The following is a 21,147-nucleotide window of genomic DNA, read 5'->3' on the forward strand; positions in this document are numbered from 1 at the left end:
GCGGGCCTGATGCGGTCAATGCGCTGAGGAGCCTGTTAAGGCAGCCTTAACCACGTTTCTTCACGCTGCATTAACCAAGAAAATCAGGGAAGCATTAACCATAAGCGTTCCCTCTTCGTTCGCGTCCGACCGCGAATCGGCTACAAGGACCGGCATGAACGAGATTCTCCTCATGATCGGCGACCTTCCGGTCCGCGTCTCCGACGCGTTGATCGGGCTTGGCGTGCTGGCGCTGATCCTGCTGTTCGCCATCGCAATGGTGATCGCGCGCGGCAGCCGGCGCGGCGCGGAACTCGCGATGGCCCAGGCCATTCGCGCCGACGAGCTGGAGGAGCGGCTCGCCGAGATGCTGCGGGCGCAGAGCGAATCCTCCGGACGGGTCGACGCCAAGGTTGATGCCTTCGCGCAGGCGCTAGCCGGCCGGCAGGCCGAGATGGCCCGCGCGGTCAACGAGCGGCTCGACTCGGTAACCCACCGGGTCGGCCAGTCGATGGAACAATCGACCCGCAACACGATGGATTCGTTGCGCGTGCTGCACGAGCGGCTCGGCATCATCGACCATGCGCACAAGAACCTCAACGAGCTCACCACCCAGGTGACGACCCTGCGCGACGTGCTCGCCAACAAGCAGTCGCGCGGCGCGTTCGGCCAGGCGCGGATGGAGGCGATCGTCCAGGACGGCATGCCGAAGGGCTCATTCGAGTTCCAGTACACGCTGACATCGGGCAAGCGGCCGGACTGCGTCGTGTTCCTGCCCGACCAGCGCCCGCTTTGCATCGACGCGAAATTTCCGCTGGAAGCGATGACCGCGCTGCACGATGCGCGCAGCGACGAGGAGCGCAAATTCGCCAGCCAGCGATTGCGCACTGACGTACTCAAGCACGTCAGCGACATCGCCGAGAAATATCTGATTCCGGGCGAGACCCAGGACACCGCGCTCATGTTCGTGCCCTCGGAATCGGTCTATGCCGAAATCCATGACGGTTTCGACGACGTGATCCAGAAGGCTTATCGCGCCCGCGTGGTGCTGGTGTCGCCCTCGCTGCTGATGCTGGCGATCCAGGTGATGCAGCAGATCCTGAAGGATGCCCGCATCCGCGACGCCGCCGACCAGATCCGCAACGAGGTGATGCACCTTGGTGATGATCTCGGCCGTCTGCGCGATCGCGTGCTCAAGCTGCAGACCCATTTCGGCCAGGTGAACGAGGACGTCAGGCAGATCCTGATCTCCGCCGACAAGATCGAGAAGCGCGCCGGCCGTATCGAGGAACTCGACTTCAGCAAGTCCGAGACCCCGATCGAAGTGCCGCGCTTCGTCAAGCCCGCGGCCACCGACCTGTTCCCCGCCCCGCGCAAGCTGCAGGCGGGGGAGTGATCGTTGCTGATGTCACCTCATAGCCGGTGTCATCGCCCGACTTGATTGGGCGATCCAGTATCCCAGAGGCCGTAGATGGGCGCACGCAGCTTCTACGTCTACATCCTCGCCAGCCACATCGGCGGCACGCTCTACATCGGCGTGACAAATGACCTCATTCGTCGCGTCGGTGAGCACAAGATCAAACTCATCGAAAGCTTCACCGAAAAATACGACGTCGTGAAACTCGTCTATTTCGAGCAGTTCGATGATCCCGAGAACGCGATCAAGCGCGAGAAGCGGCTGAAGAAATGGCCGCGCGCATGGAAGATTGCCCTAATTGAGAAGGACAATCCGGACTGGATTGATCTTTATCCGGAGATTGCGGGCGGCGGCGGATAGGCCTCTGGAATACTGGATCGCCCGGTCGAGCCGGGCGATGACAGTGTTTTTGAGGCGAACAGGGATCAACTCATCGATGACCGCGGATCGCGCCGCATAATTGCTGTCATCGCCCGACTTGATCGGGCGATCCAGTATCCCAGAGGCGGAAGTTGGGTGCGCGTACGTCTACGTGAAGCCCGGCGATGACAGTCTTTTTGTGGCCGAATCTGGTAACACCTCATTCATGACAGCCCCTGAAGCGACGTCAGACACGCCCGCGACGCCTGAGCCAAAGCCCGCCGTCACCTCCTGGCGCGACAGCTTCGCGGTGTACCTGCAGCCGCGGGTGCTGATCGTGCTGCTGCTCGGCTTCTCCTCGGGGCTGCCGCTGGCGCTGTCGGGCTCGACATTGCAGGTGTGGATGAAGGAGGCCGGGGTCGATCTCGGCACCATCGGGCTGCTGGCGCTGATCGGCACGCCCTACACGCTGAAATTCCTCTGGGCGCCGCTGGTCGATGCGCTGCATGTGCCGCTGTTCACGCAAGTTTTCGGGCGCCGCCGCGGCTGGCTGCTGCTCTCGCAGCTGGTGCTGATGGCGACGATCCTGGTGCTGGCGGTGGCCGACCCGGCGCGCTCGCCATGGTTCGCGGCCTTCGCCGCGCTGTTGGTCGCGACCGCGTCGTCGACGCAGGACATCGTGGTCGATGCCTTCCGCGTCGAAAGCCTGCCCGAGAGCGAGCAGGCCGCCGGCATGGCGTCCTATGTCGCGGCCTATCGCGTCGGCATGCTGGTCTCGACCGCCGGCGCGCTGTTCATCGTCAGCGGATTCGAATCCGCAGGGCTCGCGCGCCCGTCCGCGTGGATGTGGGGCTATGTGGTGATGGCCGCGCTGGTCGTGATCGGCATCGTCACCGCGCTTGCCGCGACCGAGCCCGCCCAATCGAAGGGCGCGGAGGCCGCAACGCACGCGCAGAACGCCGCCGAGCGCGTGCTGCACGCGGCGCTCGGCGCGTTCTCCGAGTTCCTCAGCCGCAAGGATGCCTTCGCAGCGCTCGCCTTCGTGGTGCTGTTCAAATTCACCGACGCGTTCTCGGGCACCATGACCGCGCCGTTCGTGATCGACATCGGCTTTTCCAAGGTCGATTACGCGGCGATCGTGAAGGGCGTTGGTCTTGCCGCAACCCTGATCGGCGGTTTCGCCGGCGGCTTCGTGGCGCGGCGCTATTCGCTCGCAACGAGCCTCTGGATCGGCGGCGTGCTGCAGGCGATCGCCAACCTGTCGTTCTCCTGGCTGGCGCATGTCGGCGTCGATCAATGGGCGCTGGCGCTCGCGATCACCGCGGAGAATTTCACCAGCGCGATCGGCACCGTGATCTTCGTCGCCTATCTGTCGGCGCTGTGCCGCAATCCGCTGCACACCGCGACCCAGTACGCGCTGCTGACCGCGCTCGCGGCGGTCGGCCGCACCTATCTGTCATCGGGCGCGGGCTATGTCGCCAAGGCGGTCGGCTGGCAGATGTTCTTCGTGATCTGCGTGCTGGTCGCGATCCCGAGCCTGATCCTGCTAGCCTGGCTGCAGCGGCGCGGGCATTTTGATGAGCTGGGGCCGGTGCGGGTTTAGCCCAACTGCCGTCGGCCCGAGCAGGCGCCCGAACTCTCCCCGCGTCGTCCTGGCGAAAGCCAGGACCTATAACCACCGCACCTGGTCGTGACAGGGATTCTGGCCGCAGCGTCGCGCAATAACCGACAGTTGGGGTAATGGGTCCTGGCTTTCGCCAGGACGATGATGCGGATGGTTCTCGATTCGATGAGATTTACTTCGCCACCACGCTCCACTTGGTGACGATGGCTTCGCTCATCTCGCCGGCGTCCTTGGCGCAGGTGACCTCGTCGACCTTCACCGAGATGGCCTTGCCGGAAAGGCTCTTGAGCTGCGCGGCCTGGGCATCGTTGGTCGGAATCAGCTGGAAGGTTTCCGGCCCGGTTTCGAGATTGCACAGGCCGTTCGGCGGCGGCAGGCGGCGCGGCTCGCTGGTGATCTGGTAGGTCGCGACGCGCTTGCCGCGATTCTTGGCGTCGCGCACCTTCATGACGCCGAGTTCCCCCGACAGCACGTCGCCGGCATGGATCATCTTGCCGGGCTTCTGCGGCGCATCGCTCTGCTGCGCGATCGCACACGGCGCGACCAAGGTCGCCGTCAAAAATGCAAAGCCGAACCGTGCGCCGAATCGGTGTGTCGTCATTTTCAGGTGTTCCGTATTTGATTCGTCAGAGCGTGGATGACCATCCTCGAATCGTCATCCACCCTATCATTTTGTTTCAGCGCGATCTTTTCGACTTGTGACGGATCGCTTGGCAAAATCGGCCGGGTCCGGCCCTGGACCGGTTGCTTAAAACAGCGTCCGCTGCCGCATGGCTGCGGATAGCGTACCTTCATCGAGGTAATCAAGCTCGCCGCCAACAGGCACGCCATGCGCCAGCCGCGTCACCCGCACATTGGCCTCCGACAACAGGTCGGTGATGTAATGCGCGGTGGTCTGGCCATCGACGGTGGCATTCAGCGCCAGAATGATCTCGGTCACCTCAGGCGCGTGGGCGCGCGCCACCAGCTGGTCGATGGTGAGATCCTGCGGGCCGACGCCGTCGAGCGGCGACAACGTTGCACCGAGCACATGATAGCGGCCATTGGTCGCATTGGCGCGTTCCAGCGCCCAGAGATCGGCGACATCGGCGACCACGACGATGATCGAGGGATCGCGGCGCGGATCGGTGCACACCGTGCAGGGGTTTTGTGTATCGATGTTTCCGCAGGTCTTGCAGACCTGGATCTTGTCGATCGCGACCTGCAACGCCGCGGTCAGCGGCGTCATCAGCGCTTCGCGCTTCTTGATCAGATGCAGCGCCGCGCGCCGCGCCGAACGCGGACCCAAGCCCGGCAGCCGCGCCAGCAACTGGATCAGGCGTTCAATCTCGGGGCCGGCGACGCTTGCGGCCATTTAGGTCGGACCAAATCCCGGCGGCAGGCCGAGCCCACCGGTGAGCGCCATCATCTTCTCCTGCATCGCCGCCTCGGCCTTGCGGCGGGCATCGCCATGCGCCGTGACCAGGAGATCCTCGAGCACCTCGCGCTCCTCCGGCTTCATCAGCGACGGATCGATCTTGACGCCCTTCACTTCCATCTTCGCGGTCATGCGCACCGCGACCAGACCGCCGCCGGAAATGCCCTCCACCTCGACATTGCCGAGTTGCTCCTGCATCTCCTGCATCTTGGATTGCAGCTGCGCTGCCTGCTTCATCATGCCGAGAAAATCAGCCATGCGTGCGTTCCTATGATCGGATCAATCGTCGTCGCTGTCAGAAGTTTCAATCGGGTCTTCGCCTGATACATCCGCCACCGGAACCTCGGCGGCAAGGCGGCGGACCTCGATCACCTTGGTGCCCGGAAAGCGCGCCAGCACCTCCTGCACGCGCGGATCGGCCTCGGCCGCGCGCTGATGCTCGCTGCGCGCCAATTCGTTCTGCGAACGCACCGTGGGCTGGCCGGCCTCGTTGGAAATGATCACGGTCCAGCGCCGCCCGGTCCACAGTTCGAGCTTGCGCGGCAGATCGGTGATGAGCGTGCGCTGCGCCTTCGGCTCGAGTCCGATCTCGAGCTGGCCATCCTCGATGCGCACCAGCCGCACATCGGCCTCCAGCGCGCTCTTGGTCATGATATCGCGCTTCTCGCCGGCGAGCGCGATCAGTTGCGGAAAGCTCGTGATCCGCAGCACCGGCGCGGCGTCGGTGACCGGTGAGGCCATCTGCGGACGCGCGGCAAGATCGGCCCGCGGGCCGGCCTGCGGTGCACGCATCGACGCCGACGGCATGGCCGATATCGCCGAAGCCGGTGCGCCGCGTGACGGCGATGATGCGGCGGAACCTGACGTCGCGGGCGCCGCGCCGGCGCCATTCTGCTCGATCATCCGGATCACTTCATCCGGTGTCGGCAGGTCGGCGACATAGGCGATCCGCACCAGCACCATCTCGGCAGCAGCCGCCGGCCGCGTCGCGGTCTGCACCTCGGCGATGCCCTTGAGCAGCATCTGCCACATCCGCGACAGCACACGCGTCGACAGCTTCGCGGCGAATCCGCGCCCCCGCACCCGCTCGGTCTCGCCGAATGCGACGTTGTCGGCGGTCCCCGGCACGAATTTCACGCGGGTGACGAAATTGACGAACTCGGCGAGATCGGACAGCACCACCACCGGATCGGCGCCGACATCATACTGGGCGCGAAATTCGGCGAAGGCAGCGGCGATATCGCCGCGCGCCAGCGAATCGAACAGGTCGATCACGCGGGTGCGGTCGGCAAGGCCGAGCATCTGCCGGACCGCGTCGGCCTTCACATGGCCGGCGGCATGCGCGATCGCCTGGTCGAACAGCGACAACGAATCGCGCACCGAACCTTCGGCCGCGCGCGCGATGATGCCGAGCGCCTCGGGCTCGACCTCGACGCCTTCCTTGGTGGCGATATTGCCGAGATGCTTCATCAGCACGTCGGCCTCGACGCGGCGCAGGTCGAAGCGCTGGCAGCGCGACAGCACCGTGATCGGAACCTTGCGGATCTCGGTGGTGGCGAACACGAACTTGGCGTGCTCCGGCGGCTCCTCCAGCGTCTTCAGGAAGGCGTTGAAGGCCGCCGTCGACAGCATGTGGACTTCGTCGATGATGTAGACCTTGTAGCGCGCGCTCGCCGGCGCATAGCGCACGCTGTCATTGATCTGGCGGACATCGTCGACGCCGGTGTGGGACGCAGCGTCCATCTCCAGCACGTCCATGTGCCGGCTTTCCATGATCGCCTGGCAGTGCACGCCGAGGTCCGGCATGTGGATGGTCGGCCCCTTCACCGAGCCGTCGGGCTTCTCGTAGTTCAGGGCGCGGGCGAGGATGCGGGCGGTGGTGGTCTTGCCGACCCCGCGGACGCCGGTGAGGATCCAGGCCTGCGGAATTCGCCCGGTCTCGAACGCGTTCGAGACGGTGCGGACCATGGCCTCCTGGCCGATCAGGTCCTCGAAGCTGGAGGGGCGGTATTTGCGGGCGAGAACGCGGTAGGGCTTGTTGGCCGCCTCAGGCAGCCCGCCGAGATCGAAACCGCTCTGGTTCGCACCGTCGGACGGTCGGGAGGGGTCGCCAGCGCCGTTCATGCGTCGATCCGCAACTTGGGTGTCTCTTCAGCCGGCGTGCGGACAGGAGCCGAAATCGAGCGCCGGGCGCGGAGACCGCCATTCCAGCGCGATTCGCTCGGAAAAAACAGGTAGGAGACTGACGAGCGACCCGATCCGGACCTCGTTAGGGCTGCTTCCTTCCGGACCTGACCCGGTTGGCGAGTGGCTCGTCCACCGCCAATCTCCCGGTCCCTATTTGGGGCCAAAAGCGCCGGAAAGCAAGCGGCCTGACCCGGCTTTGTGGGGCTGGCTGAGGCTGGCTTTGTGGGGCTTGTCTGGGAACACGGAAAGGCATTATTTGCCTCCCATGCCCGCCTCCAACTGGTCGCTGCATTCGCAGCTCAAAAAAGACACCATCGACGTCGGCGACCTGCCGCTGTGCAAGGTGCTCGTCATCAAGGATGCGCATTATCCCTGGCTGCTGCTGGTGCCGCGGCGCGACAATGCGGTCGAGATCATCGACCTCGACGAGGTCGAGCAGGCGCAGCTGATGACCGAGATCACCCGGGTCTCGCGGGCCCTGAAAGAGATCACCAAATGCGACAAGCTGAATGTCGCGGCGCTCGGCAACCTCGTCCCGCAGCTTCACGTCCATGTCATCGCGCGCCGCACCAGCGACGCTGCATGGCCGCGTCCCGTCTGGGGCGTGATGCCGCCGCTGGCGCATGACGCCGAGGAAGTGCAGAATTTCATCAGCGCGCTTCGCCGCAAGATCTGGTTGGGTTGAAAATTCAATGTCCGCATCCGATTCATTTCCGCTCGGCCAGCCGGCCTTCGTCACCCATGTGCTCGACCGTGCCGCGCATCTGCGCAGCAACGACGAGAAGCTGTTCGCGCTGGAGGGTCATCGCGAGGCGCGCGCCTATGTGATCTATCGCGACTCGCTGGTGGTGAAGCAGGAAGATGGCGGCGCCCGCGCGCTGCTCTCGCTGGACGAGGCGCGGAGCTACGGTGCCAATCCCGGCACGATCTTCCTGGGCTTGCGCGATGCGGCGCCGATCTTCGGCATGGGGATCGCGCCGCAGGCGGCCGAGAAGCTGGTCGGACGCAGCGATGTTGCGATCACCGAATTGCGCGGCATGGCGATGCAGGGCGTGGTGCCGCCGGAGCAGCTGTCGGCGATCGCGATGGCGAAATCGATGGTCACCTGGCACCAGCGCCACGGCTTCTGTCCGAACTGCGGCACCCGCACGGCGATGCGGGAAGGCGGCTGGAAGCGCGAATGCCCGAGCTGCAAGGCCGAGCATTTCCCGCGCACCGATCCGGTCGTGATCATGCTGGTGACGTCAGGCGACAAGGTGCTGCTCGGCCGCCAGAAGCAGTTCATGCCCGGCATGTATTCCTGCCTCGCCGGCTTCGTCGAGGCCGCCGAGACCATCGAGGATGCGGTACGGCGCGAGATTTTCGAGGAAAGCGGCATCCGCTGCACCGACGTCAACTACTACATGACGCAGCCCTGGCCCTATCCGTCATCGCTGATGATCGGCTGCACTGCGCGTGCGACCAACGAGGACATCGTGGTCGACCGCACCGAACTCGAAGATGCGCGCTGGTTCGACCATGCGGAGGCGACGCTGATGCTCAAGCGCCAGCATCCCGACGGCCTCGCCGGCCCGCATCCGTTCGCGATTGCCCATCATTTGCTCGGCCGCTGGGTGCACCACCGAAACCCGCTCGACCAATAGCGGGAACCGGACATCGTTCTGCCGATTAGACTGGACAAAGATTGTGTAAGTCGACGGAACCATTGCGACGGATCCCTGCATGAATTTTCAAGACGGCGCCCCGAAAGTCCCGCCCCGCATCCTCTGCATCGGCCTGCCGGTGCGCGACCTGACCTTCCGCGTCAACGTTCCGGCGCGCGGCTCCAAGGAGAATGCGACGCATTTCGACGAGATCTGCGGCGGCAACGCGCTGAACGCCGCGATCGGCATCGTCCGGCTGGGCGGCCGCGCCTCGATCTGCGGGCCGATGGGCGATTCGCGGGAGACCTCGAGCCGCTACATCTTCGACAAGCTGGCGCAGGAAGGCATCGAGACCAACCATCTCATCCACATGCCTGATCTGGTGACGCCGATCTCGGCAATCATGATCGACGACACCGGCGAGCGCACCATCGTCACCTTCCGCGATCCCGAACTCTGGAAGGTCAAGCTGCCGCCGACCGACCTGCTGCTGGAGGATTGCGCGGCGATCCTGACCGAGAGCCGCTGCGCGCCGTTCTGCACCGAGCTGTGCGCCGAGGCCGTCAAGCGCGGCATTCCCGTCGTGGTCGACGTCGACCGCGCGATGTCGATGCGGGAAGGGCTGCTGACCGCCTCCTCGCACCTGGTGTTCTCCAGCGAGCCGCTGCAGCAGACCGCCGACGTCACCGATGACGGCCAGGCGCTGCACAAGCTCGCCAAGCTCACCCGCTCGTTCCTCGCGGGCACCCGCGGCCCGAAGGGCACGATCTTTCTCAACGAGCAGGGCGAGCTCGAGGAGAGCCCGGCCTTCCCGGTCCATACCGTCGACACGCTCGGGGCCGGCGACGTCTTCCACGGCGCATTTGCCCTCGCCATTACCGAGAAGCAGGAATTGCGGCAGGCGCTGCGCTTTGCGTCCGCGGCCGCAGCATTAAAATGCACCCGCTTCGGCGGCGCTTATGCCGCACCGCAACGTACTGAAGTTGAAGCGTTTTTGGGCGAACACGTCGACGCCCGGCCGGCCTGACCGGTCAGGAACCGCTTGCGCGAGAAGATTTTTCTCTATATGAGGGAGTTTGATCCTTCATATGGAACTTTCTTCTATGTCCGAACTCGCTATTCAGCTTCATGACAATAACCGCCGCCTCGACGCCATCGATCGCAAGATCCTGACGGTGCTCCAAGAGGATGCCTCGCTCTCGGTCGCCGAGATCGGCGACCGGGTCGGGCTGTCGTCGACGCCGTGCTGGAAGCGCATCCAGCGGCTCGAGGCCGACGGCGTGATCCTGCGCCGCGTGGCGCTGGTCGACCAGAACAAGATCGGGCTCGGGATCTCGGTGTTCGTCTCGGTCGAGAGCGCCGACCACTCCGAAGCCTGGCTGCGCAAATTCGCCGACGCCGTCAGCGCCATGCCCGAGGTGATGGAGTTCTACCGGATGGCCGGCGACGTCGACTACATGCTGCGCGTCGTGGTCGCCGACATGCAGGCCTATGACGTGTTCTACAAGAAGCTGATCTCGGCCGTGCCGCTGAAGAACGTCACCTCGCGCTTCGCGATGGAGAAGATCAAGTCGGTGACGGCGCTGCCGGTGCCCGCGGCGTAAGCGGCGCCCTCAACTGTCATCGCCCGCGCAGGCGGGCGATCCAGTACGCCGCGACGTCTCGGCTCAATCATTGCCGTCTCTGGAATACTGGATCACCCGCCTGCGCCTGCGCGGGTGATGACACCGTGCCTGCGGCAACAAAATCAAATCTTCTGATTGTACGCGCCGACCTCGGGATGCGTGCGCAGCACCGAATCCATCGCCTCGAACATGTCGCGCATACGCTGCTCGCTGACCGGGCTTTCCACCACGACCACGAGCTCCGGCTTGTTCGAGGATGCCCGCACCAGGCCCCAGCTGCCGTCGGAGACCGTGACGCGGACTCCGTTGACGGTGACGAGATCGCGGATCGCCTGCCCCGCGACCAGCGCGCCGTTCTGCTGCAGCGCCTCGAAGTGCTTCACCACGGCATCGACCACGCCATACTTCGCCTCGTCGGCGCAATGCGGCGACATCGTCGGCGATGACCAGGTCTTCGGCAGCGCGTCCTTCAGATCGGCCATCGACTTGCCGGGGGCGCGATCGAGCATCTCGCAGATCGCGATCGCCGACACCAGGCCGTCGTCATAGCCGCGGCCGAACGGCTTGTTGAAGAAGAAGTGACCGGACTTCTCGAAGCCGGCGAGCGCGCCGAGCTCGTTGGTGCGGCGCTTCATGTAGGAATGCCCGGTCTTCCAGTAGACCGTGTTGGCGCCCTGCCTCGAGAGCACCGGATCGGTGACGAACAGCCCGGTCGACTTCACGTCGACGACGAACTGTGCGTTGGCGTTGATCGCCGACATGTCGCGCGCCAGCATGACGCCGACCTTGTCGGCGAAGATCTCCTCGCCGGTGTTGTCGACCACGCCGCAGCGGTCGCCGTCGCCGTCGAAGCCGAGCCCGACATCGGCCTTGTGCAGAAGCACCGCATCGCGGATCGCATGCAGCATCTCCATGTCTTCCGGATTCGGATTGTATTTCGGGAAGGTGTGATCGAGCTCGGTGTCGAGCGGAATCACCTCGCAGCCGATCACCTCCAGCACCTGCGGCGCGAATGCGCCCGCGGTGCCGTTGCCGCAGGCGGCGACGACCTTCAGCTTGCGCTTCAGCTTCGGCCGGCTGGTGAGGTCGGCGATGTAGCGCGCCGGATAGTTCTCGTGAAACTGGTAGGAGCCGCCGGCCTTGTTGTTGAACTCAGCATTGAGCACGATCTGCTTCAGCCGCGTCATCTCGTCGGGGCCGAAGGTGAGCGGACGGTTGGCACCCATCTTGACGCCGGTCCAGCCATTGTCGTTGTGCGAAGCGGTGACCATCGCGACGCAGGGCACGTCGAGATCGAACTGCGCGAAATACGCCATCGGCGTCACCGCCAGCCCGATGTCGTGCACCTTGCAGCCGGCCGCCATCAGGCCCGAGATCAATGCGTATTTGATCGAGGCGGAATAGCCGCGGAAATCGTGACCGGTGACGATCTCCTGGCTGACGCCGAGCTCCGCAATCAGCGCGCCGAGCCCCATGCCCAGCGCCTGCACGCCCATCAAATTGATCTCCTTGTTGAACAGCCAGCGCGCGTCGTATTCGCGAAACCCGGTCGGCTTCACCATCGGCTCGGATTCAAAGGCATAGGTGTTCGGGACCAGCGCGGATTTCGGCTTCGGAAACATCAGAGATAGCCTCGTGGAAATGCGGAGGAACAATGCTGCTGGCTTTAGCGAATGCGTCGCCGCAGCGAAAGGCAGGATTGACGGCTTGTGGCGAATAATTACGGCAGATTTGGCGTCGGCGAAATACCTGCACGCCGGCGCAATCCGCCGCGCTATTGCGCCCTGCGAGCTGCTCTGCGCATCGAACAATTGACACGTCGGGCAACTCACCGATACATTTTCATCATCGCAACAATTAAGCCCGCACCGGAAAATCCGCTGCGGGCTTTTTCAATCGGACAGGTCGCTGTCGGCCAATCCACTGCCGGGCGCACTGGAATTGGCCACCACAGCGAGCCGAACGCGCTGATAGCCAGGGCCGCTCCCGCCGACAGACGGGCGCCCGAAGACGATGGGCAAGCCGAACCGGAAGTGACGCTTCCGCGCCATCGCGCAAGCCATCCTTCAAGCACTTTGCCCTCAAGCACTTGCCTTCAAACATCCAAAGCCAACCCAGCCCTCTCCGCGAGGTGCGGTCACGCACGGGCTCGCCCGAAGCTGTCCGCAATATCTGTAGGTGATGATCAATGCCCAATTACTCTCTGGTGCCGGTGGACCATCAGCCGGACTTCGATGACTACTCGCTCGTTCCCGTTGACCACGATCCGTTCGCCGCGGATGGCGTAACTCAACTGGCGCAGTTTCAACAGCCGCCGACACCGACTCAACCGGCGCAGCCACAGCCGCAAACCCAATTGCAACAGTCTGCGACAGGAGCCGATCAACCCGGCGTCAATGGGCCGGCGACTGGCAGCAACCCCAGCGGATCGGGTGGCGTCGCCGGCGTCGGCGATGCAGGAAGCGATCCAAACAACCCGACTTGGGCTCAAGGCTGGTCGATCGAGTCCAGCCCCTTCGGCGGAAATCCGGCACCAACGCAGTCCCTGACGGATGATCAGCTCAACCTCATACGTCAGAAAATCGTCGATCGAGCTAACGCTCAAATTGGTTCAACCGCATGGACCACCGGGGTGGCAAGGGGAAATTTCGCTGAAAGAAAGAACAAGTGCAATTTGTTCGTGCATGAGATGCTGACCGATGCTGGGACGAGTCCCGGTCTCCCGAATGGGCATTGGTATTGGAAGCATTTTCCGCCCGCCGCCGGACAATGGGCAGATCCATCGTATGCAATTCCCGGATGGCGCGTCCTGGGTCCCGACGAGTCGCCCCAGCCGGGCGATGTGGCGGCGCAACCGAGAGATTATAGCGACGCGACGGGGCATGTCGTGATCGTGGGGCCGAACAACACGTTCATCGGCGTCGGGTCTCCTCCCTACGATGGGGCTCCCGAAAAGATTGAAAGCGGCCCAAAAAGGACATGATAGTACGCGCCCCTGCCAAGGGTCCGATACTGTATCGACGCTATGTCGGGCAATAACGTGCGACGTTTCATCCTGTCTTGTGTACTGTCGCTCGGCTGCGCGTTCGCGCTCTGTCTGAATGCCGCCAGCGCGGCCTCCAACGGGAGCGAAGCAAGCGCGCCGCACGATGAAGACAAGTATCAAGCCTATGTCGAGAAAGTCGCCCAGGCGACAAGAGATGATGCTGTTGACCGCATACCGCCCCAATATCCCCCGTCCGGCGACGCGTTCGAAGAGCTTGTGGCCGCCGCGCCAGAGAACATCGATTTTTGCATTCGCTATCTAACGGAAGGAAGGGAGGGCGGGCGCATCGCCCTCTATGCGATGTATCAACTCGATGTCGATGACTATGTCGTGCTTATAAGAAAATTGGTGAAACTGTACCGCAGTGGCCTGTTACCCGAACTCTCATTAGCAGGAGCGATATATTATCGCTATTCTCTTGTTGCCCGTGATCATTACGATCATCCGAAAATTCAGGCACTTTTCAAGGAATTGGCGGCACAAGACTTTCCGGACCATATCAAGTGGGAAATTAGATATATCCGTTCTGGTGAGGGGTTTGCGAAGAAGAGATGGCGGGATTTTGATCGGGAGTGCTCGCGCTGGTCGGAGATACGATCGATCTCAGCATGCGTTTCGCTGGCGGCGGAGATATTGAGGGTCTATGCGGTCTCTTTGGCGACGCGGTGATCAGAAGGCGTCTTGATGGCGCAGCCGCTTACGCTTGAACAGTTGTGGGGCCGAATGCCAACTTCCTCGGTGTTGGAGAGAGCGAAAAGATCGAGAGCGTTGCTGCAAAGATGATGGGTAAAAATCAGCCTGGTGGTCTGCTGGTTTATTCGTCGTTACGAGCCTTAGCATGCGGCGCGCTCGAATATGGCTCTTGCTATGCTTCGGATGCCTCTTCGGTTGCTGTCCAGAAATCGCTGCCGCCGAACCATCTAGTCGTAAGGCCGACGGCTCGTATGACGCTAGGAGTGATAGGGCTTTGCTGGATCGGCTCATGACCTCCGACCCACAGGACTGGTGTGCAGTCAGTTCCTGTCCTCGACCCGCTCCCCCTGAATCATCCGGCAGCGGTGCAGCGAGTAATTATGAGGGATACGCGGACAAGGTTGTTGCCACGGACCAGAACCATGAGCGTGTTGGGGTTTCAGTCTACGAGTGGCTCGGCATAAATAGCTTCCAGCAACTTGTCGATGCGAGCGCCAGGAACCCCGATTTCTGCATCCGATTTCTCTCGGAGAAAAAGTACTCAGAACGCCAGAGACACGTAGCAATTCTGTCGATGTATGGGCTTTCGATTGATCAACATGTGGTCTTCGTCAGGAAACTGATGAAATTACGTGACCAGGATTTGATATCTCCCGAGGAGCTCACGAGCGCCATGGTGCCTCGTTTATCGACGATGCTGGTTTTGGCAAACTACCAAGACGAGGGCATTCAGTCGCTTCTGAACGAGCTGGAAGCGCGGGATGATATTGGTCCTTCTCCCAAGTCCCGGATACGGAGCATTCTTTCGGGTGAGGCGCTTGAGGAACGTCGATTATTTGATTTGGAATGCTGCTCGGTGCGGCAATGAGCTGCTCCCGGTTCGGTGGACACCGGGCCAATCCCGACTGCGACAGAATCTCTTGCCAGCAAGGCCAAATGGAAGAGATGGAGTCAAAGCGCCCCTGCGCTACGCTGTTGCGCCCCACGAATTGCTTGAGCGCTATCGCTCCGACCCGGCATTGTTTCTAGGGGGCGCTAGGGATGGACAGGCAGGTATTGCCGTGCGGTTGTCATTTCAGCCGCTCCCGGCGCTCTGCAATCTGCGCAACGAATAATTGACACGTCGGGCAACTCACCGATACATTTTCATCGTCGCAACAATTGAGCCCGCACCGGAAAATCCGCTGCGGGCTTTTTCAATCGGACAGGCCGCTGTCGGCCAATACGCTGCCGAGCGCGCCGGAATTGGCCACCGCAGCGAACTGAACTCGCAAATAGCCAGGGCCACCCCCACCGACAGACCGGCGCCCGGCGAAGGCGATGGGCAAGCCGAACCGGAAGCGACACTTCCGTGCCATCGCGCAAGCCATCCTTCGAGCACTTTGCCTTCAGGCACTTAAAGCCAACCCAGCCCTCTCCGCGAGGTGCGGTCGCGCACGGGCTCACCCGAAGCTGTCCGCAATATCTGTAGGTCATGATCAATGCCCGATTACTCTCTGGTGCCGGTGGACCATCAGCCGGACTTCGATGACTACTCGCTCGTTCCCGTTGACCACGATCCGTTCGCCGCGGACGACATCATTCAACGGACAAGGACGCAACCGGCAAGCCATGCGCAAACGGATGCGGGTTTCGATCGGCCGCCGTCCGTTCCGCAAACGCCGGGGTCCGCGCCGCCACACTCGATTGCGGCGGGGGCCGCTGACTTCTTCAGGTCCATCCCTCGCGGAATCGCTTCTGGCCTGAATAGTGCGGGGAGCGCATTGGCTCGCGCCACGCAGGCCGAAATGGGGCAAGACGTGGACGCGCCGACTCCAGCACAGGGGATGGACATTCTTGAGAAGAATGTAACCGGACCCATGCACAGGCCGGAAGGCCGGGCGGGCAAACTCGGTGCATCTGTCGGGGAATTTGTCGGCAATCCCGCTTCCTATGTCGTGCCCGGAGGATTGCCGTTCAAAGTCGGAGCGGCTGCGCTGGGGGGCTTGGGGAGCGAAGCTGGCGGTCAACTTGGTGAGGGAAGCTCGCTGGAGCTGCCTCTCCGGATTCTCGGCGGCCTGGTCGGTGGCCTTGGTGCCGCCAAGATAGCACCTGCGAGCAGGGTGAGGCCGCCGACGGGTGCAGTTGAAGACGTTCCAGGCGCTGGGCTTCGTAACCTATATCACTACACCGACGAGGCTGGTCTGAACGGCATCCTGAATGAAGGAAAGCTAAATCCTTCTCTGAAAGCCCGAAGACCACGCGATGTGAAGTATGGCAACGGTCAGTATCTTACCGATATTGAGCCCGGCACAATGGAGCCGGAAAAGCTTTCGGTGGCCCTCGTACAAAATCCCCACCAAGTGAAAAAATTCACTCACTACCTCGAAATCAACCCGGCCGGTCTGAATGTCGTTGAGGGCCGGTCCGGCGTTTATGTTATCCCAAACGAAGGACCGTTGGATTTGAACAACAGGATTATCCGCAGCGGAAAGGTGTCCGACCAATGACCTATCTCAAAGTGAAGTGGATTCACGCGTACCCCGATCAACCGGTCCTGATCTACAGCGAGTTGGATCACGAACGTTGGGAGCTTCGTAAGGTCGAAATCTTTTCCGACGGAAGGATCTGGTATGCCGATGCTGAAGTTGAGGTCGGGGACACGGGCCTTGGTCAGATGCCATTGCCGTCCGTTGAAGAGATCGCCGCCGATCCCCAGTTCGTGCCGGAAGTGATATCAAAGGCCGAGTTCGAAAAAATCTGGGCAATGGCGACGGCGTGAACTGGTTTCGCCGCTGCACGGCAATTAAGCCCGCATCGGAAAATCCGCTGCGGGCTTTTTGAATCGGATGGGCCGCTGTCGGCCAATACACTGCCGAGCGCGCCGAAATTCGCCACCGCACCGAGCCGATCTGGCTGATAGCCAGGGCCGCCCCACCGACCGACAGGCGCCCGGCGAAGACGATGGGCAAGCCGAACCGGAAGTGACGCTTCCGCGCCATCGCGCAAGCCATCCTTCAAGCACTTTGCCCTCAAGCACTTGCCTTCAAACATCCAAAGCCAACCCAGCCCTCTCCGCGAGGTGCGGTCACGCACGGGCTCGCCCGAAGCTGTCCGCAATATCTGTAGGTGACGATCAATGCCCAATTACTCTCTGGTGCCGGTGGACCATCGGCCGGATTTCGTTGACTACTCGCTCGTTCCCGTTGACCATGATCCGTTCGCTGCAGATGGCGTGACTCAACAGGCGCAGATTCAACAGCCGCCGACACCTACTCGACCAACGCAGCCACAGCCGCAAACCCAGTCGCAACAGCCTGCGACAGGAGCCGGTCAGCCCGGCGTCAACGGGCCGGCGACTGGCAACAGCTCCAGCGGATCGGGTGGCATCGCCGGCATCAAGCGTTTCGGCGGCGACGAAGGTGGTGACTATCCGAGCCGCAATGCGGGGATCGGCTTCGAAAGCGCGGAGAGCGCATGGGATGCTGCCCTCAAGGAAATGAAAGACCTTGGTGCCCAATATTACCCGGAAGAGACCAAGAGGAGGGGCTTTATCCCGGAGCTGGGCGTCGAAACCTTCAAACGCAACGGACTATACTACTACGATCAGATAGCGCGCGGGTACCAAGAGGGAGCGCTGGGCGGTGGCGTGGGGTTTGGCGATAGCGGTGCGGTCGCAAGAGGGCACATGCATTGGGATAGTCAGGATGAAAGTGATGGAGATAGAGCCAACGCGCGCGCTTACACTCAGCAAGTTCCAGATTACAATGCATGGGTTGGATCTTGGTATGGGTACAAAAAGTATTGGCATAACGGCAAGCCAACGGGGCGCGGGATGCCGGATTGGAACCGATACAAATATTGAGGCCTGTCGATGAAAACAGTCGCGCTCGCTGGAGCTTTATCGCTTCTACTTGCCAGTTCAACGTTATGTATCGCGAACTCCAGTCCCTGGTGCGCAGCGGATGTTGCGATCTTGAATTTCAAAAATTACAAAGGTCAAGATCTTGCAAAGATCGAGCTTCGTTCCCTCAAAGCGGTTTGCGATCGTAACCCGGGAAAGGAAGGGTTTGGCGCAAACCTGGAACGCTCGATGCGCATCGAACACAATGGGCAATGGACTGACGTGCCGAAAGCGTGTCTGTCCGGTTTTTCTTTTGCGGTGGAGGGGCTGGCGCTATCGGGTGACGATGCCGGTCTGGGCATACTTCTTATTGGAAAATCGACGGACGACGACAAGCGTGTAAAACGCTCGATATTCAAATTGGACGATGGGATTTCCTGCTATCAGATAGAGCGCTATCCGAATGTCGACGATCAGGATCACGAAATTAGGGAGTACAATAGGGACTTACAGTAGGTGCGCCCGGAGACCGACTCGACACTCTGCGCAAGCGCTTCAGTGATCCGAGTTTCTGCCGAAATGGGGACATGATCCGCATCGCAGGGGAAGACATGGAGAGGTCTTATGAGGCTTCTTAGGACCGGGATACTCGCGCTTTCGCTAACCGTGACGGCGACCGTTGGGCTGGCTGCGGATTACGAAATTTTCGCTGAGTTTGCGACTGTGGAGACTGGGGTAAACCATTATGCCGTCGAACGCCTCGACCACAAGAACGGGAGGCTTCATCACTGCACCGCAGTCCTCGACGCCGAGACTAAGCAATTAACCGGTCAATGCACCGAGAGGCCCGGCTTTCCGGAGAAAACGACCGGCATTAACGTACAGGGAGGGATTTCAGACATTTTTGGCGGATTGCCGGTGTTAGGCTCTTGGAAAATCGATCCGACTACCGGGAAAACCGAGTTCTGTATTTCAGACCCTGGTCAGTGCGTGGAGGTAACTCCGCAATAGACTTGGATAGGGCCTTGATGCCAATCGGCCTTACTGCTCCAGCAACAATTTGCCGTTGGCATATTCGAAGCGCTTCAGCTTCGACAGGAAGGACAGGCCGAGCAGGTTTTCCGACAGCGCCTCATCCGGCAGCACCAGGGCGTCGACGTCGCGCACGGTGATGCCGCCGATCTCGACCATCGCGATGCGGGCGCGTGCGGCCTTGATGGTGCCGTTGGCGGTGGTGACGCGCGAGGTGTAGTCGCCCGGCACCGGGCGCAGCCCGAAGCGCGCGGCCGAGGTCTCGTTCAGGGCGACCACGGAGGCGCCGGTGTCGACCATGAAGTTGATGCGCTGGCCGTCGATCCGGCCGTCGGTCGCGAAGTGACCGCGCGGATCGGGCGTAATGCTGAGCGTCCGGGCGCTGGCCTGCGCCACCGTGACGGCCGGAGCGATGGTCTGCTTTGCGGTCGTCGCGGCGGCGGGCGACATCTTGCTGGCCATCTGGGCCATGAAGGTGCCCAGCCCGATCAGGATGGCCGCGAAAATCATCAGGTTACGCATGACACCATACTCGGAAAACCGAACACGCAATTTCACCACGCCGCCCGCCCCGCCGCGAGCGAGGGCGGCAGCACGAGGCTGCCATTTTGACGAAAAGGATGAGCGAAGGGTTAATGCGAGCCCGGAGAGGCGGCCGAATGACATCGGCCGCCCGATTTGCCGGCTTCAAGCAGCCTTCTAGGCCGTCCTGGCGACCGGGCTCGGCATCGCCACGCGCAGCGCGTAATAGACCGCGCCGGCGATCGCGACACCGAAGAACCAGCCATAGACCGCCCACCAGGCCGGCAGGATCGAGGTGAAGTTCGGCAGCACCGACGAGAACAGGGCGCCGACCGCGGCTGCGATCAGTGCGCTGACGTTCCAGCCGTTCTGGAAGCGATACTCGCCGTGCTCCTGGTACAGCGCCGGCACGTTCACGCGGCCCTTCGCGATCAGATAATAGTCGACCATCATGATCCCGTAGATCGGCCCCATGGTGGCGCCGATCAGCCCGACGAACGAGGCGGCGCTGCCCTCCCAGGGCGCAAACGGATACAGCGCCAGCGCGATCAGCGCCGCGATGTAGCCGCCCTTCTTGAAGTCGATATGCCGCGGGAACACGTTGGAGAAATCGAACGCCGGCGAGACGAAATTGGCGACCACGTTGATGCCGAGCGTCGCGACCGCAAAGGTGACCGCGGCGAGCAGCGCCAGGAACCAGCTGTCGAACTTCGCCGAGATCTGGTCGGGATGCAGCAGCACCTCGTGGTAGACGTTGAACGCCGCGATCGTGGTGACGCCGGCGACCAGCGAGAACAGGATCAGATTGACCGGCAGGCCCCAGATATTGCCCTTGCGCAGCGCGTTGACGTCAGGCGCGTAGCGCGAGAAGTCGCAGAAGTTGAGATAGAGCGCGGCGAAATAGGTGATCCAGGTCGCGGCGACGGCGCACAGCGCCGGGAATGAGCCGGGCACGCCGGGCACGCCGGCCTCCTTGGTCTTCTCCAGCAGCACGTCCTGCGGGATCGGCGCGGTGAGCGAGATGCCGCCGGCCGCGATGCAGAGATAGATCGCGAGGATCAGCATCATCAGCCACACCGCAGGTCCGGCCCAGTCCTGGAAGCGGCGCACCGTCTCCATGCCGCGCTGGATGATCAGGAGTTGCAGCGCCCAGATCACGACGAAGCAGATCACCTCGAGCGTGGAATGGCCGAGCATGTGGCTGGACTGGTGGAACGCCTTGAAGCTGTCGATGCGCGTCAGCAGCGCGACGATCGCCCCTGATGCCGCCGCGGTCTGCGCGCCGTACCAGAAACAGGCGACGATGGCGCGCACCAGCGCCGGGATGTTGGCGCCCCACACGCCGAACGAAGCCCGCGCCAGCACCGGATAAGGCACGCCGGTCCGCACCCCGGCATTGCCGACCAGGCTCATCAGCACGAAGATCACCAGCGAGCCGATGCCGATCGCCAGGATGAAATTGACGAAACTGCCGCAGAGCAGGAACAGGCTGGCGGCGAGATAATAGCCCCACAGACTGTGGACGTCGGAAGTCCAGACGTTGAAGATGCTGAAGGCGCCCCAGTTGCGTTCCCTGGCCGGCGCCAGGTCTTCGTTGTACAGCGACGGCGATGCGTTCTTGATCTCCACGACGGCCTCCCCAATTGCGAGCCCGTGATCCCATCCCAGCCCGCAAATCTAATCACCGTTTGCTGGCGCTCGCCAGCGGAAGAATTCATTCAGCTCGTCATCCATGGCCGCGCTCGCTTCACCTCTCCCCTTGAGAGAGGTGAGCCACGT

Annotated in this window: 22 protein-coding genes and 1 other RNA gene; 15 read left to right on the plus strand and 8 right to left on the minus strand. The window is 62.3% G+C overall.

Annotated features, from left to right (window positions below):
• Positions 1 to 154 precede the first annotated feature (154 nt).
• The 3 genes from rmuC to JQ507_30895 all read left to right on the plus strand — a co-directional run bounded on the left by rmuC (position 155) and on the right by JQ507_30895 (position 3,359).
• Complete coding sequence (gene rmuC, locus JQ507_30885; GenBank protein QRI69228.1) at positions 155 to 1,375, plus strand: DNA recombination protein RmuC; 1,221 nt, start codon at positions 155 to 157, stop codon at positions 1,373 to 1,375.
• A gap of 75 nt (positions 1,376 to 1,450) precedes the next feature.
• Positions 1,451 to 1,756 carry a GIY-YIG nuclease family protein gene (locus JQ507_30890; GenBank protein QRI69229.1) on the plus strand — a complete coding sequence of 102 codons (306 nt, stop codon included), beginning with the start codon at positions 1,451 to 1,453 and terminating at the stop codon, positions 1,754 to 1,756.
• 226 nt (positions 1,757 to 1,982) lie between these two features.
• The gene (locus tag JQ507_30895; GenBank protein QRI69230.1) at positions 1,983 to 3,359 is read left to right on the plus strand and encodes an AmpG family muropeptide MFS transporter; all 1,377 of its coding nucleotides are present in this window, start codon (positions 1,983 to 1,985) and stop codon (positions 3,357 to 3,359) included.
• 193 nt (positions 3,360 to 3,552) lie between these two features.
• On the opposite strand, the gene JQ507_30900 is transcribed toward JQ507_30895, so the two are convergent.
• The 5 genes from JQ507_30900 to ffs form a co-directional block, all read right to left on the minus strand.
• Positions 3,553 to 3,981 (minus strand): hypothetical protein, encoded by a 429-nt coding sequence (locus JQ507_30900; protein QRI69231.1) that lies wholly within the window; start codon positions 3,979 to 3,981, stop codon positions 3,553 to 3,555.
• A gap of 147 nt (positions 3,982 to 4,128) precedes the next feature.
• Positions 4,129 to 4,734: a recombination protein RecR gene (gene recR / locus JQ507_30905; protein QRI69232.1), complete on the minus strand. Its 606-nt coding sequence runs from the start codon at positions 4,732 to 4,734 to the stop codon at positions 4,129 to 4,131.
• Positions 4,735 to 5,055: a YbaB/EbfC family nucleoid-associated protein gene (locus JQ507_30910; protein QRI69233.1), complete on the minus strand. Its 321-nt coding sequence runs from the start codon at positions 5,053 to 5,055 to the stop codon at positions 4,735 to 4,737.
• Positions 5,056 to 5,076: 21 nt separating this feature from the next.
• On the minus strand, positions 5,077 to 6,921 hold the full coding sequence (locus JQ507_30915; protein QRI69234.1) for a DNA polymerase III subunit gamma/tau: 1,845 nt from the start codon (positions 6,919 to 6,921) through the stop codon (positions 5,077 to 5,079).
• Positions 6,922 to 7,031: 110 nt separating this feature from the next.
• An RNA gene (gene ffs, locus JQ507_30920) (signal recognition particle sRNA small type) lies at positions 7,032 to 7,128 on the minus strand.
• Between the two features lie 121 nt (positions 7,129 to 7,249).
• On the opposite strand from ffs, the gene JQ507_30925 reads away from it, so the two are divergent.
• The 4 genes from JQ507_30925 to JQ507_30940 all read left to right on the plus strand — a co-directional run bounded on the left by JQ507_30925 (position 7,250) and on the right by JQ507_30940 (position 10,231).
• A complete protein-coding gene (locus JQ507_30925; protein QRI73589.1) occupies positions 7,250 to 7,669 on the plus strand; it encodes an HIT domain-containing protein in 420 nt (139 codons plus the stop codon).
• A gap of 7 nt (positions 7,670 to 7,676) precedes the next feature.
• Complete coding sequence (nudC, locus tag JQ507_30930) at positions 7,677 to 8,627, plus strand: NAD(+) diphosphatase (GenBank protein QRI69235.1); 951 nt, start codon at positions 7,677 to 7,679, stop codon at positions 8,625 to 8,627.
• 79 nt (positions 8,628 to 8,706) lie between these two features.
• Positions 8,707 to 9,654 carry a sugar kinase gene (locus JQ507_30935; GenBank protein ID QRI69236.1) on the plus strand — a complete coding sequence of 316 codons (948 nt, stop codon included), beginning with the start codon at positions 8,707 to 8,709 and terminating at the stop codon, positions 9,652 to 9,654.
• 76 nt (positions 9,655 to 9,730) lie between these two features.
• Complete coding sequence (locus tag JQ507_30940) at positions 9,731 to 10,231, plus strand: Lrp/AsnC family transcriptional regulator (protein QRI69237.1); 501 nt, start codon at positions 9,731 to 9,733, stop codon at positions 10,229 to 10,231.
• A gap of 143 nt (positions 10,232 to 10,374) precedes the next feature.
• Here the strand turns inward: JQ507_30940 and JQ507_30945 are convergent, their stop codons facing one another.
• Positions 10,375 to 11,874 carry a phosphomannomutase/phosphoglucomutase gene (locus tag JQ507_30945; GenBank protein ID QRI69238.1) on the minus strand — a complete coding sequence of 500 codons (1,500 nt, stop codon included), beginning with the start codon at positions 11,872 to 11,874 and terminating at the stop codon, positions 10,375 to 10,377.
• A 566-nt stretch (positions 11,875 to 12,440) separates the two neighbouring features.
• Between JQ507_30945 and JQ507_30950 the strand changes: the two genes are divergently transcribed.
• The 8 genes from JQ507_30950 (at position 12,441) to JQ507_30985 (ending at position 18,825) form a co-directional block, all read left to right on the plus strand.
• Positions 12,441 to 13,235: a hypothetical protein gene (locus tag JQ507_30950; GenBank protein ID QRI69239.1), complete on the plus strand. Its 795-nt coding sequence runs from the start codon at positions 12,441 to 12,443 to the stop codon at positions 13,233 to 13,235.
• 57 nt (positions 13,236 to 13,292) lie between these two features.
• Complete coding sequence (locus JQ507_30955) at positions 13,293 to 13,967, plus strand: hypothetical protein (GenBank protein QRI69240.1); 675 nt, start codon at positions 13,293 to 13,295, stop codon at positions 13,965 to 13,967.
• A gap of 313 nt (positions 13,968 to 14,280) precedes the next feature.
• Positions 14,281 to 14,859, plus strand: coding sequence for a hypothetical protein (locus JQ507_30960; protein ID QRI69241.1), 579 nt, complete (start codon positions 14,281 to 14,283; stop codon positions 14,857 to 14,859).
• 613 nt (positions 14,860 to 15,472) lie between these two features.
• Positions 15,473 to 16,480 carry a hypothetical protein gene (locus JQ507_30965; GenBank protein QRI69242.1) on the plus strand — a complete coding sequence of 336 codons (1,008 nt, stop codon included), beginning with the start codon at positions 15,473 to 15,475 and terminating at the stop codon, positions 16,478 to 16,480.
• Entirely contained in the window at positions 16,477 to 16,752 is a 276-nt protein-coding gene (locus JQ507_30970; GenBank protein ID QRI69243.1) for a hypothetical protein, read from the plus strand. Before JQ507_30965 ends, JQ507_30970 begins: the two co-directional genes overlap by 4 nt.
• A gap of 357 nt (positions 16,753 to 17,109) precedes the next feature.
• Positions 17,110 to 17,835, plus strand: coding sequence for a hypothetical protein (locus JQ507_30975; protein QRI69244.1), 726 nt, complete (start codon positions 17,110 to 17,112; stop codon positions 17,833 to 17,835).
• Positions 17,836 to 17,844: 9 nt separating this feature from the next.
• Positions 17,845 to 18,330, plus strand: a complete 486-nt coding sequence (locus JQ507_30980) for a hypothetical protein (protein ID QRI69245.1) — start codon at positions 17,845 to 17,847, stop codon at positions 18,328 to 18,330.
• Between the two features lie 108 nt (positions 18,331 to 18,438).
• Positions 18,439 to 18,825 (plus strand): hypothetical protein, encoded by a 387-nt coding sequence (locus JQ507_30985; protein QRI69246.1) that lies wholly within the window; start codon positions 18,439 to 18,441, stop codon positions 18,823 to 18,825.
• A gap of 30 nt (positions 18,826 to 18,855) precedes the next feature.
• On the opposite strand, the gene JQ507_30990 is transcribed toward JQ507_30985, so the two are convergent.
• Positions 18,856 to 19,368 carry a TIGR02281 family clan AA aspartic protease gene (locus JQ507_30990; protein QRI69247.1) on the minus strand — a complete coding sequence of 171 codons (513 nt, stop codon included), beginning with the start codon at positions 19,366 to 19,368 and terminating at the stop codon, positions 18,856 to 18,858.
• A 177-nt stretch (positions 19,369 to 19,545) separates the two neighbouring features.
• Positions 19,546 to 20,997, minus strand: a complete 1,452-nt coding sequence (locus tag JQ507_30995) for an NCS1 family nucleobase:cation symporter-1 (protein ID QRI69248.1) — start codon at positions 20,995 to 20,997, stop codon at positions 19,546 to 19,548.
• Between the last annotated feature and the right edge of the window lie 150 nt (positions 20,998 to 21,147).

It is taken from the genome of Bradyrhizobium sp. PSBB068, from assembly GCA_016839165.1.
In the GTDB taxonomy this organism is placed as follows: Bacteria; Pseudomonadota; Alphaproteobacteria; order Rhizobiales; family Xanthobacteraceae; genus Bradyrhizobium.

Excerpts from the sequence above, each read along its gene's own strand:
- rmuC (QRI69228.1), top strand. The coding sequence starts at position 155 with ATGAACGAGATTCTCCTCATGATCGGCGACCTTCCGGTCCGCGTCTCC.
- JQ507_30890 (QRI69229.1), top strand. The coding sequence starts at position 1,451 with ATGGGCGCACGCAGCTTCTACGTCTACATCCTCGCCAGCCACATCGGC.
- JQ507_30895 (QRI69230.1), top strand. The coding sequence starts at position 1,983 with ATGACAGCCCCTGAAGCGACGTCAGACACGCCCGCGACGCCTGAGCCA.
- JQ507_30900 (QRI69231.1), bottom strand. The coding sequence starts at position 3,981 with ATGACGACACACCGATTCGGCGCACGGTTCGGCTTTGCATTTTTGACG.
- recR (QRI69232.1), bottom strand. The coding sequence starts at position 4,734 with ATGGCCGCAAGCGTCGCCGGCCCCGAGATTGAACGCCTGATCCAGTTG.
- JQ507_30910 (QRI69233.1), bottom strand. The coding sequence starts at position 5,055 with ATGGCTGATTTTCTCGGCATGATGAAGCAGGCAGCGCAGCTGCAATCC.
- JQ507_30915 (QRI69234.1), bottom strand. The coding sequence starts at position 6,921 with ATGAACGGCGCTGGCGACCCCTCCCGACCGTCCGACGGTGCGAACCAG.
- JQ507_30925 (QRI73589.1), top strand. The coding sequence starts at position 7,250 with ATGCCCGCCTCCAACTGGTCGCTGCATTCGCAGCTCAAAAAAGACACC.
- nudC (QRI69235.1), top strand. The coding sequence starts at position 7,677 with ATGTCCGCATCCGATTCATTTCCGCTCGGCCAGCCGGCCTTCGTCACC.
- JQ507_30935 (QRI69236.1), top strand. The coding sequence starts at position 8,707 with ATGAATTTTCAAGACGGCGCCCCGAAAGTCCCGCCCCGCATCCTCTGC.
- JQ507_30940 (QRI69237.1), top strand. The coding sequence starts at position 9,731 with ATGTCCGAACTCGCTATTCAGCTTCATGACAATAACCGCCGCCTCGAC.
- JQ507_30945 (QRI69238.1), bottom strand. The coding sequence starts at position 11,874 with ATGTTTCCGAAGCCGAAATCCGCGCTGGTCCCGAACACCTATGCCTTT.
- JQ507_30950 (QRI69239.1), top strand. The coding sequence starts at position 12,441 with ATGCCCAATTACTCTCTGGTGCCGGTGGACCATCAGCCGGACTTCGAT.
- JQ507_30960 (QRI69241.1), top strand. The coding sequence starts at position 14,281 with ATGACCTCCGACCCACAGGACTGGTGTGCAGTCAGTTCCTGTCCTCGA.
- JQ507_30965 (QRI69242.1), top strand. The coding sequence starts at position 15,473 with ATGCCCGATTACTCTCTGGTGCCGGTGGACCATCAGCCGGACTTCGAT.
- JQ507_30970 (QRI69243.1), top strand. The coding sequence starts at position 16,477 with ATGACCTATCTCAAAGTGAAGTGGATTCACGCGTACCCCGATCAACCG.
- JQ507_30975 (QRI69244.1), top strand. The coding sequence starts at position 17,110 with ATGCCCAATTACTCTCTGGTGCCGGTGGACCATCGGCCGGATTTCGTT.
- JQ507_30980 (QRI69245.1), top strand. The coding sequence starts at position 17,845 with ATGAAAACAGTCGCGCTCGCTGGAGCTTTATCGCTTCTACTTGCCAGT.
- JQ507_30985 (QRI69246.1), top strand. The coding sequence starts at position 18,439 with ATGAGGCTTCTTAGGACCGGGATACTCGCGCTTTCGCTAACCGTGACG.
- JQ507_30990 (QRI69247.1), bottom strand. The coding sequence starts at position 19,368 with ATGCGTAACCTGATGATTTTCGCGGCCATCCTGATCGGGCTGGGCACC.